Origin of the sequence: Halomonas icarae, assembly GCF_009901955.1 — a bacterium.
GTDB classification, from domain to species: domain Bacteria; phylum Pseudomonadota; class Gammaproteobacteria; order Pseudomonadales; family Halomonadaceae; genus Halomonas; species Halomonas icarae.
Genome location: NZ_WUTS01000001.1, coordinates 1330705 through 1345649, shown reverse-complemented (window position 1 = coordinate 1345649; position 14945 = coordinate 1330705). Strand labels below are relative to the sequence as shown.

The 14945-nt window shown below is 65.4% G+C and carries 15 protein-coding genes and 1 riboswitch; of the genes, 11 read left to right on the top strand and 4 right to left on the bottom strand.

Annotated features, from left to right (window positions below; translation table 11 throughout):
* Positions 1-4: 4 nt before the first annotated feature.
* Positions 5-538: a lactoylglutathione lyase gene (gene gloA / locus GRB80_RS06325; RefSeq protein WP_132041669.1), complete on the bottom strand. Its 534-nt coding sequence runs from the start codon at positions 536-538 to the stop codon at positions 5-7.
* A gap of 267 nt (positions 539-805) precedes the next feature.
* On the opposite strand from gloA, the gene GRB80_RS06320 reads away from it, so the two are divergent.
* The 7 genes from GRB80_RS06320 (at position 806) to thiE (ending at position 7221) form a co-directional block, all read left to right on the top strand.
* Positions 806-1150, top strand: coding sequence for a hypothetical protein (locus GRB80_RS06320; protein ID WP_132041670.1), 345 nt, complete (start codon positions 806-808; stop codon positions 1148-1150).
* 52 nt (positions 1151-1202) lie between these two features.
* Complete coding sequence (locus tag GRB80_RS06315) at positions 1203-1709, top strand: C40 family peptidase (protein ID WP_132041671.1); 507 nt, start codon at positions 1203-1205, stop codon at positions 1707-1709.
* 41 nt (positions 1710-1750) lie between these two features.
* Positions 1751-2431 carry a response regulator gene (locus GRB80_RS06310; protein ID WP_161422936.1) on the top strand — a complete coding sequence of 227 codons (681 nt, stop codon included), beginning with the start codon at positions 1751-1753 and terminating at the stop codon, positions 2429-2431.
* Positions 2428-3813, top strand: coding sequence for an ATP-binding protein (locus tag GRB80_RS06305; protein ID WP_161422935.1), 1386 nt, complete (start codon positions 2428-2430; stop codon positions 3811-3813). The genes GRB80_RS06310 and GRB80_RS06305 overlap by 4 nt, the downstream gene beginning before the upstream one ends.
* 377 nt (positions 3814-4190) lie before the next feature.
* A complete protein-coding gene (nhaD, locus tag GRB80_RS06300; protein WP_237561928.1) occupies positions 4191-5576 on the top strand; it encodes a sodium:proton antiporter NhaD in 1386 nt (461 codons plus the stop codon).
* Between the two features lie 88 nt (positions 5577-5664).
* A riboswitch (TPP riboswitch) is annotated at positions 5665-5763 on the top strand.
* Between the two features lie 32 nt (positions 5764-5795).
* The gene (thiM, locus tag GRB80_RS06295; RefSeq protein WP_161422933.1) at positions 5796-6617 is read left to right on the top strand and encodes a hydroxyethylthiazole kinase; all 822 of its coding nucleotides are present in this window, start codon (positions 5796-5798) and stop codon (positions 6615-6617) included.
* Positions 6607-7221, top strand: a complete 615-nt coding sequence (thiE, locus tag GRB80_RS06290; RefSeq protein ID WP_132041676.1) for a thiamine phosphate synthase — start codon at positions 6607-6609, stop codon at positions 7219-7221. Before thiM ends, thiE begins: the two co-directional genes overlap by 11 nt.
* A 40-nt stretch (positions 7222-7261) precedes the next feature.
* Here thiE and GRB80_RS06285 read toward each other — a convergent pair whose 3' ends face one another.
* From GRB80_RS06285 to GRB80_RS06275, 3 genes are all read right to left on the bottom strand, one after another.
* On the bottom strand, positions 7262-8137 hold the full coding sequence (locus tag GRB80_RS06285) for a DMT family transporter (protein WP_132041677.1): 876 nt from the start codon (positions 8135-8137) through the stop codon (positions 7262-7264).
* Positions 8138-8249: 112 nt separating this feature from the next.
* Positions 8250-9671 (bottom strand): serine hydrolase, encoded by a 1422-nt coding sequence (locus tag GRB80_RS06280; RefSeq protein ID WP_445351970.1) that lies wholly within the window; start codon positions 9669-9671, stop codon positions 8250-8252.
* Positions 9672-9785: 114 nt separating this feature from the next.
* The gene (locus tag GRB80_RS06275; protein ID WP_161422931.1) at positions 9786-10553 is read right to left on the bottom strand and encodes a sulfite exporter TauE/SafE family protein; all 768 of its coding nucleotides are present in this window, start codon (positions 10551-10553) and stop codon (positions 9786-9788) included.
* 199 nt (positions 10554-10752) lie between these two features.
* On the opposite strand from GRB80_RS06275, the gene GRB80_RS06270 reads away from it, so the two are divergent.
* The 4 genes from GRB80_RS06270 (at position 10753) to GRB80_RS06255 (ending at position 14843) form a co-directional block, all read left to right on the top strand.
* Complete coding sequence (locus GRB80_RS06270; RefSeq protein ID WP_161422930.1) at positions 10753-11661, top strand: beta-keto acid cleavage family enzyme; 909 nt, start codon at positions 10753-10755, stop codon at positions 11659-11661.
* On the top strand, positions 11658-12614 hold the full coding sequence (locus GRB80_RS06265; protein WP_161422929.1) for an L-carnitine dehydrogenase: 957 nt from the start codon (positions 11658-11660) through the stop codon (positions 12612-12614). Before GRB80_RS06270 ends, GRB80_RS06265 begins: the two co-directional genes overlap by 4 nt.
* Entirely contained in the window at positions 12614-13069 is a 456-nt protein-coding gene (locus tag GRB80_RS06260) for a thioesterase family protein (RefSeq protein ID WP_161422928.1), read from the top strand. Before GRB80_RS06265 ends, GRB80_RS06260 begins: the two co-directional genes overlap by 1 nt.
* Before the next feature lie 166 nt (positions 13070-13235).
* Positions 13236-14843 carry a BCCT family transporter gene (locus GRB80_RS06255; RefSeq protein ID WP_202597173.1) on the top strand — a complete coding sequence of 536 codons (1608 nt, stop codon included), beginning with the start codon at positions 13236-13238 and terminating at the stop codon, positions 14841-14843.
* Positions 14844-14945 lie beyond the last annotated feature (102 nt).

Genomic DNA, 14945 nt, shown 5'->3' with positions numbered 1-14945 from the left:
GACCTCAGTCGCCCATCGCGGCAAGACGGTCGGCCTGAACCACCTCGATCCAGTAGCCATCGGCGTCCTTCACGAACACCACGTTCTTCATCTTGCCCTGATCGGAGCGCTTGATGAACTCGACATCGTTGGCGTCGAACCACGCCTCGGCCGCCTCGAGATCCGGCACACTGAAGCAGATATGTCCAAAGCCCTGGGGCTCGGCATTGCCGTCGTGATAGGCGAAGTCCTGCTGCTCCTCGGTGCCCCAGTTGTGGGTCAGCTCCAGCAGTCCCTTCTGGCTAAAGGTCCAGACGGTACGCTGGCCGGCCTCTTCGGGCACGACGTCGTCCTTCTCCAGCCGCGCCAGAAAGTAGAGCGAGAACTGCATCTCCTCGAAATCGAGGCGGCGCACCACCGACATGCCGAACACCCGCGAGTAGAAGGCCAGGGCCTTCTCGGGATCCTTGACCCGCAGCATGGTGTGATTGAGGCGGAAGCCATCGGTCTCGGCCGCGGGGGCCTTTACCCCGGGATGCTGCTCACCCTGAAAGCTCATGGGTCTCTCCTGTGTTGCGCGAATGTGAGCATAGACATGGGGGCGACGACGGCAGGTTTCCACCCGAATCACGCGGAACAAGCAGCGATACATCAGCACTGTATATAAAAGCTATACAACGCATTACTTTTACATGCTTCCCCTCCGAAAATTGCCAGAGAATGGCCAAATCCTGCTTGTATGGCGCCACAATAGTTCTACACTTCCTATACAGGGATGTATGTTTTCCACTAGCCGTTCGGCTGGATCAACCTTCGAGGCCTGCCCATGAACGCCCACGCCTACGACCTTCACGACCGTATCACCCTGAAACAGCTGGCCAACGCCTTGAGTCACGGCTTCACACCTGTCGTCGAGATAGAATCGATGGACGGCATCTATACGGTGCGCTTTCATCACAGCACAGGCGTCTGTGAGCTCGCCGACGCCGAGGGCAACACCCGCACCTTTCTCGGGACCGGAGAGATTCGCGACCTGCTTGGCAGCCTGGGGCTGAGTCATGGGGTGTTGACCTGGTCCGATCAGTGCGGCGACGAGATGATCGGAGTGCCCGGCCATGCCGTGACTCCCGATGAAATGCTTGCCTATGGCACGCGCATCGCCTTCCGTTAATGAAGCCGGCGGTCTAGGCTAGGGGCAAACTTGCCGCCCGCATGGAGCCCGAATGCCCCCTGCCCTCTCCGCTCACCTGCCTCCGATATCGACACGGCTGGTCGTTCTACTGATGACCCTGATGCTGCTTACCGGCTGTGCCGGCAAGCAACTGGCGGTGGAAGACCCGCCGCCTGGCGAAGGGCTCTCCATCGATCGCGTACTGATACTCGCCGCGGCCGAGCGCACCCTCGGCACGCCCTATCGCTTCGGCGGCAACTCGCCCACCGGCGTCGACTGTTCGGGCCTGGTCCAACTGGCCTACCAGGCCGCGGGCCTTGCCGTCCCACGTACCGCCGACGACCAGTTTCGTCGGCTGCCGAAGGTGGACCGCGCCCGCCCGGGGGATCTGCTGTTCTTCGACACCAGTGGAGGCGGCAAGGCTAGCCATGTCGGCATCTATCGCGGCAATGGGCAGATGATCCACGCCCCCGGTCGTGGCCGAAGAGTGGAGACCTCGCCGGTGGAGATCGCCTACTGGCAGGAGCGCTTTCTGGGCGCCGCCGCCCTGGCACCCTGAGCCCCCATCTCGCAAGCCAGCACGTAAGGAGAGAAGACCTCATGCGCATCCTGCTGGTGGAGGATGATCCAAGCCTGGTCTCGGGTATCCGCCTAGCCCTCAAGACTGAACACTACACCGTGGACCACCTTGCCGATGGGGCCATGGCCCTCGCCGCCCTGCAGGGCGACGAGCCCTTCGATGCCGTGATTCTCGATCTTGGCCTGCCGGGACTCGACGGCATGCGGGTGCTGGAGGCCGTGCGGCGGAGCGGCAACCGGGTGCCGGTGCTGGTGCTCACCGCTCGGGATGCCGTGGATGATCGCATCGAAGGCCTCGATGCCGGCGCCGACGACTACCTGGTCAAGCCCTTCGAGGTCGCCGAGCTCAAGGCGCGGCTGCGCGCCCTGCTGCGCCGCAGCCAGGGCCAGGCCACACCGCTGCTGGAGTGCCGCGGCATCCAGCTCGACTCCACCAGACGACAGGTGAGCTACCAGGGCCAGGAGATCACCCTGTCGCGCCGTGAGTTCACCCTGCTTCAGGAGTTCATGAGTCATCCGGGGCGGGTCTTTACCCGCGATACCCTGACCCGCCTGGTCTACGGCTGGGAGGAGGATGTGGAGAGCAATGCCATCGAGGTGCATGTCCACCATCTGCGTCGCAAGCTGTTCCCCGGCCTGATCCGCACGGTACGCGGCATCGGCTATGTGCTGGACCATGCGCCTCAGGAGGCCGGGGCGTGAGCTCCATTCGTCGCCGTACCCTGGGACTGGTACTGCTGGTATTCGGCGTCAGCATGCTGGCCATCGGTCTGGTCAGCTACCGCTACGCCTCCCACGAGATCGAGGAGCTCTATGATGCCAGCCTGGCCCAGAATGCCCGCCTGCTGGAAGGGTTGATCCAGGCACCACTGCCGGAGGGGCAGCGACAGGCACTGCTGGCCAGCCTCGAGAGTGCCCTGCTGCGAGCCGAGCAGTCGGACAAGCGCCTGGCCGGCCACCGTTACGAGAGCAGGCTGGCCTTTCAGCTGTGGGAAGATGATCGGCTGGTACTGCGGTCGGCCAGCGCCCCGCCCGAGCCGTTCACCGATGCGCCCCCCGGCTATGCCAACAGCCGGCAGGCGGGTCATGACTGGCGGGTCTATATACTCGATCTGCCCGAGTCGTCGCGGCGGGTAATGGTCGCCGAGCGCGACGACGTGCGCGGTGAGCTGACCCGCGCCGTGGCCCTGCGCACCCTGCTGCCGGACCTGATCGGTCTGCCCCTGCTGGCGCTGCTGCTGTGGTGGGCCACCGGCCGGGGGTTGCGTCCGCTATCGCGGCTGGCCGCGGCGATCCATCGGCGCGACCCTCACAACCTGCAGCCGCTGGTGATGCACCCCCTGCCCCGGGAACTGGACACCATCGTCGGCGCCCTGAACCGCCTGCTGGAGCGCATCCGGCATCTGCGGGTGCGCGAGAAGCGCTTTATCGCCGATGCCGCCCACGAGCTGCGCACTCCCCTGGCGGTGCTCGACCTGCACGCCCAGAACGCCCTGGCCGCCGAGGACCCCGCCGACCGCCACGAGGCGCTGCAGGAGCTACGCGGCGGCGTGGCCCGAGCCACCCGGCTGGTCTCCCAGCTGCTGACCCTGGCGCGCCTGGAACCCGAGGCGGTGGGGCAGGAGTCGGCACCTCGCATCGAAGGCAATCTGCTGGTCGAGGTACGTGAGGCGCTGGCCGAGCTCTCACCACTGGCCATCGAAAGGGGCCTAAGCCTGGATCTCGTCGCCGATGAGTCCAATAACTGGCAGCTGACCACCGAGCCGGGTGCCATCGGCACCATCGTACAGAACCTGGTTGGCAACGCCCTGCGCTATAGTCCGGATGGTGGCCGGGTGACAGTAACGCTTGAAGCCAAGGAGGCCCAACTATGGCTGTGCGTGGATGATCAAGGCCCCGGTATTCCCGAGGGGCAGCGCGGTCGTGTCACCGAACGCTTCCATCGCGCCGGCCCCGGAGCCGGTGCTGGTCTGGGGCTCTCCATCGTCGAGTGTCTGCTATTCCGACATGGCGGCACTCTCGGCCTCGAGGAGGCCCCAAAAGGTGGGCTGCGTATCGTGGCGATGCTGCCTCGAAGGCCTTAGCGCCGCAGCCTAACCCTTACGCGTCAGGCGTAAGCGTCTGCGTCTTCTTTTCGGTAGGCGCTGCCTCACCTCCTCCGAATGTCATGCCCAACACACGCCTATCGACATAGTGCAGCAGCCCCAACTGCGAAAACAGCACCAGGAAACACCAAAAAATGGCCTTGAGCACAGAAATATCCTCTTGAAAGGCCTAAAACAGCCCTTGAGGGCAGATTCTCAGGCTTCTCTTAAGGCAGCCTTAAGGCGAGGTCGCCTATCCTGTCGCCTCCCTTTCCCCCCGACGCCTCACTACCACCATGACATCTTCCCGATACACCCTTCGCCAAGCGCCTTCTCGCCTCGGCGCGTTTCTCCTTTTTGGTCTTTGCTGCCTGGCCATGCCCTCGCTGGCCATGGCCAACGCCGGCCCCCTCGATCTCACCGGATCAGGCGTCGGCGTACTCTCGGTGTCCCTCTTCGTGCTGGCCTATGCCCTGGTCATGTCCGAAGAAGTGCTGCATATGCGCAAGTCGAAGCCGGTGCTGGTCGCCGCCGGTCTGATCTGGGCGCTGGTGGCCTGGGCCTATACCGGCGCCGGGCTGCCCGAGCAGGCCGAAACCGCCTTCCGTGAGACACTGCTCGAGTACAGCGAGCTGCTGCTGTTCCTGCTGGTCGCGATGACCTACATCAACGCCCTGGAGGAGCGCCGAGTCTTCGATGCGCTGCGCGCCTGGCTGGTGCGCAAGGGCTTCAGCTATCGCAGCCTGTTCTGGATCACCGGCTTCCTGGCCTTCTGGATCTCGGCGGTCGCCAACAACATGACCACCGCCATGCTGATGTGCGCGGTGGTGCTCAAGGTGGCCGAAGGCGATGACCGCTTCATCCGGCTGTGCTGCATCAATGTGGTGGTGGCATCGAATGCCGGGGGCGCCTTCAGCCCGTTCGGCGATATCACCACGCTGATGGTATGGCAGGCCGGCCAGCTGCCCTTCGGCGCCTTCTTCCAGCTGTTGGCGCCCTCACTGGTCAACTTCCTGGTGCCGGCGCTGGTCATGAACGTCTTCATTCGCAACCGCAAGCCGCCTGTGCTCACCGAGGAGGTATGGCTCAAGCGCGGTGCTCGACGCATCATCCTGCTGTTTCTGCTCACCGTGGCCATCTCGGTGCTGTGCCACTCGATGCTCAGCCTGCCGCCGGCGATGGGCATGATGTTCGGCCTGGGAATGCTCCAGTTCTTCGGCTACTTCCTGCGCCGCAGCCTGCCGCGCTCGCTGGACAGGAAGCGCACCCGCTATGCTCAACGCGGCGACTGGAAGAAGCTCGAACAACTCGGCAGCGTGGTGCCCTTCGATATCTTCAGCCGTATCGCCCGCGCCGAGTGGGATACCCTGCTGTTCTTCTATGGCGTGGTAATGTGCGTGGGCGGACTGGGCTTCATGGGCTACCTGGCGCTGCTCTCCGAGACGCTCTACGGTGGCTGGAACCCGCTGTGGGCCAACATCGTGCTGGGCATCGTCTCGGCGGTCGTCGATAACATTCCGGTGATGTTCGCCGTGCTCTCCATGGCACCCGACATGTCCGAGGGCCATTGGCTACTGATCACCCTGACCGCCGGTGTCGGTGGCAGCCTGCTCTCCATGGGCTCCGCCGCCGGCGTGGCACTGATGGGACAGGCTCGCGGGATCTACACCTTTGCCGGTCATCTACGCTGGGCCCCCGCCATCGCCCTGGGCTATGCGGCCAGCGTGGCGACGCACCTGATGATCAATCACTCCCTGTTCTAGGTTCTAGGTTCCAGGTTCCAGGTTCTAGGTTCCAGGCTCTAGGCTCGATGCCCAGGCTTTACAGGCTTGTCGGGGGCAGGGATAGTGATGCCCACGACAGGGGCGCTGCGGCATCCACCGCGGTTGAGACGTACCCTTGGAACCTGACCCGGATCATGCCGGCGTAGGGAGTCGTGCAGCCCGCTCCAGCGGCTGCACCTCCCACGCCCGGGAGGAATGATGACTACCGCCACCCGCGGACCGATCGACCCCGCCGCCCACCTGGCGCGCCTGCGCAAGCGGGCGCCGCTGATTCACAACATCACCAACCTGGTGGCCATGAACCCCATGGCCAATGTGCTGCTGGCGCTGGGCGCCTCGCCGGCCATGGTGCATGCCCGCGAGGAGGCCGCCGAGTTTGCGGCACTGGCCGATGCGCTGACGATCAACATCGGTACCCTCTCGCCCCATTGGCTTGATGCCATGGAGGAGGCCGCCGAGGCCGCACAATTGGCGGGCAGGCCCTGGGTGCTGGACCCGGTAGCGGTGGGCGCCACTCGTTATCGTCGCGAGGCGGGCCAGCGCCTGCTGGAACGCCGGCCGACGGTGATCCGCGGCAACGCCTCGGAAATCCTCGCCCTGGAGCGCCAGGGCAGTGGCGGGCGTGGGGTCGACAGCAGCGACCCCATAGAGGCCGCCGAGGAGGCCGCGATCAGCCTCGCGCGCCGTACCGCCGCGGTGGTGGCGGTCACCGGAGAGATCGATCTGGTCACCGATGGCCGGCGCCTGGCCCGGATCTCGGGCGGCCACCCCCTGATGCCCCGGGTCACCACCCTGGGCTGTGCCCTCACCGGGGTAGTCGCCGCCTTTTTGGTGGACGCCGAGGATCCCTTTGCCGCCACCACGGCGGCGCTGGCCTGCTACGGCGAGGCGGGGCGCCGCGCCGGTACCACCGCAACAGGCCCCGGCAGCTTTGCGGTGGCCTTCCTCGATGCCCTCTACGCCCTCGACCACGATCAGCTTGTCACCCTGCCCACCCTGGAGGTGTCCGATGCGCCTTGATCTTTCCCTGTACCTCGTGACCGACCCGATCCTATGTGCCGACCATGGCCTGGAGAAGACCGTCGTGGCCGCGGTGCGCGGTGGCGCCACGGTGATCCAGCTGCGCGACAAGCACGCCGATGACGGCGAGTTGATCGACCAGGCCCGGCGACTGAAGGCAGCGCTTGCCGGCAGCGGCGTGCCGCTGATCATCAATGACCGTCTGACGGTGGCGGTGGAGAGTGGCGCCGATGGCCTGCATATCGGTCAGGACGACGGCGAGGTAGCGGCGGCTCGAGCGGCACTGGGGGAACAGGCGATCCTGGGGCTCTCGGTGCAGACCCTGGAGCAGATGGCCCGCCTCGACGTCGAGCGTCTCGACTATCTGGGACTCGGCCCGGTCTTCGCCACCCCCAGCAAACACGACCATGCGGCTCCCCTGGGCTTCGAAGGGTTGGCCAGCCTGGTGGCGGCCAGCCCCCTGCCGAGCGTGGCGATCGGCGGGCTCAAGGCGGAGCACGCCGAGGCGGTGCGCCAGGCCGGTGCCCAGGGGCTGGCGGTGATCTCGGCGATCTGCGGCATGCCGGACCCGGAGGCCGCGGCACGTGCCTTCAATCCCAACTAAATCATGCCCCGACTGAAGCCTGCCCCGCCTGATGCCTGAGTCAGGCGGTCGGACGCCGTTCGAGCGAGGTGCGCCGCTCGTGGTAGGCGATTGCCAGGCCGCTGGCAATGATCAGACTGCCGCCGACGAAGACCCAGATGTCCGGCACCTCGCCCCAGAACCACCACCCCAGCAGCACCGCCCATAGCAGCGCGGTATAGTCGAAGGGCGCCACCAGGGCGGCCGGTGCGTAGCGAAAGGCCAGGGTCAGTCCGGTCATGGCGCCCACGCCGAGGAAACCCGCCACCAGGAAGGCCGGCCAGTGCAGCGGGGCTGGCATCTGCCACACCCAGGGGAGCGTAGTGGCAGAGACCAGCAGCGGCACCAGGGTGCTGTAGAACACCAGCGCCCAGAGGTGCTCGCGGCTACCGTAGCGCCGTGCGGTGATCATCATCAGCGCGTAGAACACCGCCGCGCCCACCACTACCAGGGCGCCCAGCTGGAAGCTCTCTCCACCGGGTCGCACCACCACCAGCACGCCGACAAAGCCCAGCGTGGTGGCCAGCAGCGTCGGCCGGTCGACCCGCTCACCCAGCAGCGGTACCGAGAGCAGGGTGACGAACAGCGGGGCGGCGAAGGCGATGGCGGTCGTCTCGGCCAGGGGGAGCAGGGTCAGCCCCCACATGAAGCAGATCATGGTGCTGGTGAAAATCAGCCCACGCAGTAGATGCACACCGGGGCGCCGGGTAGTCAGGGTGCGCAGGCCGCCATTGAAACGCGCGATCAGCGCAATCAGCGGCAACGACACCAGGGTGCGAAAGAAGATGATCTGCAGCGGCGAGTGCACTTCACCCAGCCACTTGGTGATGGCATCCCCCAGCGCCAGGCAGAACACCCCCAGGCACATGAAGCCGATTCCCTTGAACGACTCAGACATCGCGACTCCCCTTCCCGCTCCTCAAGCGTGACAAAAGCACCACCCCGCCGATCAGGGATCGACGGGGTGGTATCGAGATCAGGCTAGAAGGTTCGCAGGCAAACGGCAAGAACTAGAGGGTGGCGTTGACCACCATGCAATCGATGCCATCCTGAACCAGACTGCGACAGGCGCGATAGGCCTGGTTCTCGTCGAGATTGACCAGGCGGGCGCGGAACAGGGATTGCGGCCCGGGTACCTCATGAATATCCACGCGGGCATTGGCCAGATCGCTGGCCAGTCGATCGGCGGCACGGCCTGCCAGGTTGCGGGCGTTATCGGGACTGCTGAAGGCGCCGACCTGGATACCCCAACTGCCGCTACGCCCCAGCGGCTCGAGGCGCTGGGTGGTGCGGGTGACCGCTGCATCGGCCTGGCCGATCAGTTCGCGGATCGGGTCGTTGGCGGAGCCCTGAGCGGTCTCTGGCAGCGCCGAGGCCGCACGGGGCAGCGGCTCAGGCGCCTCCAGGCTAGCCACTTGAACCGCCGGTGCCGGCTCGGGCTGCAGGCGGCGCGTGACCCGAGCGGTGGGTTCTGGCTCCTGGCGGCTGGCCACTTGCACGGCCGGCGGCGCCGATGGCAGCGTGCGGCTGGGCATCGGTGCCGTCCGGGGCACATCCATGCGCTCACCCGAGAAGTCGGCCTGGGCGACCCAGTCACCGCGCCCGAACAGCGAGGCGCGCACGAAGCCACGGTTCAGCAGGTCCGCCATATGGGCGTCGCGGGAGGCCGCGGTGAAGCCCCCCATGACCACCGACACCAGTCGACGGCCATCGCGCACCGCCGAGGTCGCCACATTGAACCCCGAGGCGCGGATAAAGCCGGTCTTCAGGCCATCGGCACCGGCATAGTTGTCGAGCAGACGGTTATGCCCGGTGATGGTCTTGCCTTTCCAGTCGAAGCGGGTGCGCGAGAAGTAGTGATAGTACTGGGGGAAGTCCTGCATCAGACGCAACGACAGGGTCGCCATATCGCGGGCGGTAGTGGTCTGGTTGGCATCGGGCAAGCCATGCGGATTGCGGAAGGTAGTGTGGGTCATGCCCAACTCACGCGCCTTGTCGGTCATCATGCGGGCGAAGTGAGCCTCACTGCCGCCCAGCGCCTCGGCGACCACCACGGCCACATCATTCGCCGACTTGATCACCAGCGCTTCGATAGCGGTCTCCACCGGGATCGTGGAGCCTGCCTTGACATAGAGCTTGGAGGCCGGCTTTCCGGCCGCATAGGAAGAGACCGGTAGCGCATGATGCAGGCTCAGGCTTCGTCCCTCGAGCGCCTCGAACAGCAGGTAAAGCGTCATCATCTTGGTCAAGGAGGCCGGATAGCGCGTCTCGTCGGCATTGGCGGCATGCAGAATCTCGCCGCTTTGTACGTCGACGACGATGGCCGCATAGCGAGGGTTGGCCTGCGCCACCCCGGCCAGCAGCACCCCCAGGCTTATTAGTAGCCCGAATGCCAATCGCCGTGAGCGGCCCATGGCCATGATCGCGGTCATCATAGTGTTCTCCCTCGAATGTACCTAAACGCTTTAGCTGAGGATTCTAAAGGCATTATGGCCAGCATCGCGTCAGTTTACAGTGGCAGTCGCCAAAAAAAGAGGCGCTCTCCTCTATCTCCACCCCATCAGCCGTGACGCTCCCAGCCACACCAACCGTATCGCGAGCAGCGTCAGCGCCCAGTTGAACAGGGTGTCGAAGCGATGTTCCGAGAGTCGACTCAACAGACGCAGCCCCAGCCAGGTGCCAAGGAACCCCGATGCGATCATGGCCAGCATCAGCCCCAGCCAGTCGCGGAACACGAAGCCGGCCATGCCGAACACGAAGGCCTTGGTCAGGTGCTGCGCGCTCATGCAGGCCGAGAAGGTAGCCACCTTGGTCAGGCGGTCTACCTGCCCCTGCTTGATGAAGGCGGCCACCATGGGCCCACTGGCTCCCACCAGGCTGGAGAGCAGCGTGGTCAGGGCGCCGGCCATCAGCACCCCGGCACGCCCGAGGGCACGCTTGGGCAAGCCCGGCCCCCAGCAGCTGTAGAGCACGAAGGCGGCGATACACAGCTCCAGCAACCCGGCCGGCAAGCGTATCAGTAGCCAGGCCGCAGCCAGGGCGCCCAGTACCACCCCGGGCAGGAAGGCCGTGATCACCTGGCGATCGACATGACGCCAGGTCAGCGCTACCCGTCCGACATTGGAGCCCGTCTGCACCATGCCGTGCACCGGGATCAGCGCCGCCACCGGCATCACCTGGGCCAGGGCCATGATCAGCAGCAACCCGCCGCCAACCCCTACCGCCGCGGTGAAGGCAGAGGTGAACACGGAAATCACGACCAGCAGCAGATTGATGCCGGCGGAGAGCGGCGAAAGCGAGTCGAGCAGCAACATCGTAGCTTCCAGAGCAGATTCATAACGACAATCAAGAGTAACGGGAAAGCACCTCGGGGACCTCTACGCGAGGACGCGTTTTCCACGCCCTCTCTAAAAAGGACGCTTTTCATCAATAAGACGTCGCCTTTCGAAAATACTGCCGGCGAATGGATGGTCACACTGTGCGGGTCAAATCCTCCATCACAGGGAGCGGAGCATGAACCGCAACGTTATTCTGACCTGCGCCGTCACCGGGGCCGGCGACACCACCGGCAAGAATCCCAATGTGCCGGTCACCCCGCAGCAGATCGCCGATAACTGCATCGAGGCCGCGCGTGCCGGCGCCAGCATTGCGCATATCCACGTGCGTGACCCGGAGACCGGCAGCATCAGCCACTCCCTCGATCACTTCCGCGAGGTGATGGAGCGCGTCCGCGAGGCCGACGTCGATATCGTCATGAACATCACCGCCGGTGGCGGCGGCGACTGGATCCCCGATGTCGAGGACCCGACCCGTGGGGGCCCGGGTACCGATATCCAGACCCCGGCTCAGCGCCACGAGCCGGTGGGCGAGCTGCTCCCCGAGCTGTGCACCCTGGACTGCGGCAGTCTCAACTTCGGCGATATGGTCTATATCAACACCGCGGACTGGCTGCGCGAGCACGCCCGCCTGGTGCAGGCGGCCGGCGTCAAGCCGGAGCTGGAGTGCTTCGACCTGGGCCACGTCTGGTTCGCCCGCCAGCTGCAGCAGGAGGGGCTGATCGACGGGGACCCGCTCTACCAGCTGTGCCTAGGCATCCCCTGGGGCGCCGAGGCCGACCCCGAGACCATGTTGGCCATGCGCAACAAGCTGCCCGAAAACGCCAACTGGGCTGCCTTCGGCATCGGTCGTCACCAGATGCCGATGGTGGCTCAGGCGATGATGCTGGGTGGCCACGCCAGGGTCGGCCTGGAGGACAACCTCTATCTCGAGAAGGGCGTGCTGGCCACCAACGGCGGCCTGGTCGAGAAGGCCGGCAATCTTATCGAGACCCTCGGCGGGCGTGTCATGACCCCGGCCGAGACCCGCGCGCATCTCAAGCTGCGCGACCCGAGCACCGGCAAGGTCGTGGGAGGTGAAGCATGAGCCAGCAGCTGACCGTCATCGGCACCGGCGTCATCGGTAATGGCTGGATCGCCCGGGCCCTGGCCCAGGGCTGGGACGTGGTCGCCTTCGATCCCGCGCCTGAGGCTGAGACCCGCACCCGCGCCTTCGTCGACAACGCCTGGAGCTCGCTCGACAAGCTCGGCCTGGCCGACGGCGCGAGCCCCCAGCGGCTGCGCTTCGTCGCAAGCCTGGAAGAAGCCGTCGAGGGTGCCGACCTGATCCAGGAGAATGTCCCCGAGCGACTCGAGCTGAAGCGCGAGATCCTCGCCGCCCTGGATGCCGCGGCCGCGCCGGGCACGATCATCGGCTCTTCCACTTCGGGCTTCAAGCCGACCGATCTGCAGCAGGATTGCACCAAGGCGCCCGGCCGGGTGATCGTCGCCCACCCCTTCAACCCGGTCTACCTGCTGCCGCTGGTGGAGCTGGTCGGCGGCGAGGCTACCGAGACCGCGCAGATCGAGGCCGCCCAGGCACTCTACCAGGAGCTGGCGATGCGCCCGCTGGTGGTGCGTCGCGAAATCGAGGGGCATATCGCCGATCGTCTGATGGAGGCACTGTGGCGCGAGGCGCTGCACCTGGTCAACGACGGCGTGGCCACCACCGAGGAGATCGACGCCGCAGTGGTCTACGGTTGCGGCCTGCGCTGGTCGCTGATGGGCACCTTCCTGACCTTCCACCTCGCAGGTGGCGAGCAGGGCATGCGGCATATGCTCGAGCAGTTCGGCCCGGCGCTGAAGCTGCCGTGGACCAAGCTGGAGGCCCCCGAGCTCACCGATGAGCTGATCGACAAGGTGGTCGAGGGCTGCGAGCACCAGGCCGCCGGCCGGCCGGTCGCCGAGCTCGACCGCCGTCGCGATGACTTCCTGGTCGAGCTGCTCGATCTGGTGCAGAAGTACTGGCCCGAGGCCGAAGGCCTCGAGGGACGCATCTGATGGTGATCCTGGAGAGCCGTGTCGCACCCGAGTGGGTCGACTACAACGGTCACATGAACGATGCCGAGTATGCCCGGGTGTTCTCCCTGGCGCTTGAAGCGCTGATGGATCATATCGGCCTGGACGCCGCAGGACGCGAGCGCCATGGCTATACGATCTACACCCTGGAGACTCACCTCTGCTATCGTCGCGAGGCCCATGAAGGGCAGCCACTGAACGTCGCCGTGACCCTGCTGGATCGCGATGCCAAGCGCCTGCATGTCTTCCTGGAGCTGAACGACGAGGAGGGTAACCTGCTGGCGACCAGCGAGCAGATGCTGATGGGCATGAACCAGGCGAGCGGCCGACCGTCACCCTTTCCACCGGAGGTGATAGAGGCCATCGCCAGCCTGCCCCAGGCGGAAGCCTCGGCCTGGCCGGCCCTGGCAGGCCGCACCATCGGCATTCGGCGCTAACACTCGCTGCTGTTCGACGACGGTGCCGCCCCTGGGCGGCACCACGGGATCGCCGGCCCGTGGCCCGGTTAAAGAGGATAAGATCATCGCTAATCACACTCCCCCCATTCGTCCCTCATCTCCGCCCGAGGATGCGTCCCCCTATGTAGAGCTCGACACCGACTACATGGTCACTGAGCTGGCCCAGGGTGGATTCTTCCAGGGCATGCATCGCGGCATGACCATTACCTCCGCCCTGCTGGTGCTGGCCTTTGTGCTGTTCACCGGCTTCGGCTCGGAGACCGCCGGCATGCTGTTCGGCGCCACCCGCGCCTGGATCGAAAGCACCTTCAGCGGCTACTACCTGATCACGGTGATGCTGCTGTTGACGGTGTGCGCGTTTATCGTTCTGAGTCGCTATGGCAGCGTGCGGCTGGGCCCCGACGATAGCCGACCGGAGTTCAGCAACTTCGCCTGGTTCTCGATGCTTTTTTCCGCCGGCATCGGCATCGGCATCCTGTTCTTCGGTGTCGCCGAGCCGATCTTCTATCTCGACGATACCGGCGCCTTCGGCTACCCCAACAACCCCCACGCCGATATGGCCGGAGCCACCGCCATCGGCCATGAGCGGGCCATCGACGCGCTGCGTGTCACGGTTTTTCACTGGGGGCTCCACGGCTGGGCCATCTACGTCATCGTCGGTATGTCACTGGCCTACTTCGCCTATCGCAAGGGGCTACCCCTGGCGCTGCGCTCGGCACTCTACCCCTTTATCGGTGAGCGGATCTTCGGCCCTCTGGGGCATCTGTTCGATATCCTCGGCGTGCTGGGCTGTGTGTTCGGCGTCGCGACCTCCCTGGGGCTGGGCGTCAGCCAGATGGCCGTGGGCCTCGAACGCCTGGTCGGTATCGGCTCGGGCCTGCCGACGCAGCTGATCCTGATCGCCCTGATCTCGGTGATATCGATCGTTTCTGCCGTTACCGGGGTGCGTCGCGGTATCCGCATCATCTCGGAGATGAACATCTGGACCTCGGTATTCGTGGTCGGCGTCTTCCTGATCGGCGGCCCTACGCTGTGGCTGATCACCGCCTTCGGCGAGACCCTGCTCGACTATGCGATCAACTTCATCCCCATGGGGCTGTGGTTCGCGGACGAGCCTTCGACGGTGGAGTGGCAGCAGGGCTGGACCATCTTCTACTGGGGCTGGTGGCTGGCCTGGGCCCCCTTCGTCGGACTGTTCATCGCGCGTATCTCCAAGGGGCGTACCCTGCGTGAGTTCGTGCTCGGCGTGCTGTTGGTGCCGACCCTGATCATCTTCGTCTGGCTGATCATCTTCGGTGGCAACGCCATGTATCAGGAACTCCACGCCAGCGGTGGCGCCGGCACTGCCGGCATCATCGAGCTGGTCAACGCCTGGAAGCTCCCCGCCGCGCTATTTGCTACTGCCGATGGCATCGTGGGTACCGGTGTGTTTGGCTGGATACTGTCGGCGCTGATGGTGTTCCTGCTGATGAGCTGGTTCGTCACCTCATCCGACTCCGGCACCCTGGTGCTGACCACCATCCTGTCGCTGGGTGATGACGAGCCACCGGCACGCTTCCGCGTTTTCTGGGGCATCGTCATTGGCCTGGTAGCCGCGGTGCTGTTGGTGGCCGGTGGCCTGACGGCGTTGCAGACGGCACTGATCGCCGCTGCGCTGCCGCTGAGTGTCGTCATCCTGGTGATGACCGTCGGCGTGCTGGTCTCGCTGCTACGCGAGTCCCGTCGAGCCAGGCAGGCCATCAAGCAGGACTGACCACTCGGAGCACAAGACACCCTGGCCAATGATAAGGCCCGCCCCGGACATTCCGGGGCGGGCCTCGTCATTTCCGATACGGCGGTTTGCCGTGCCCTGCCT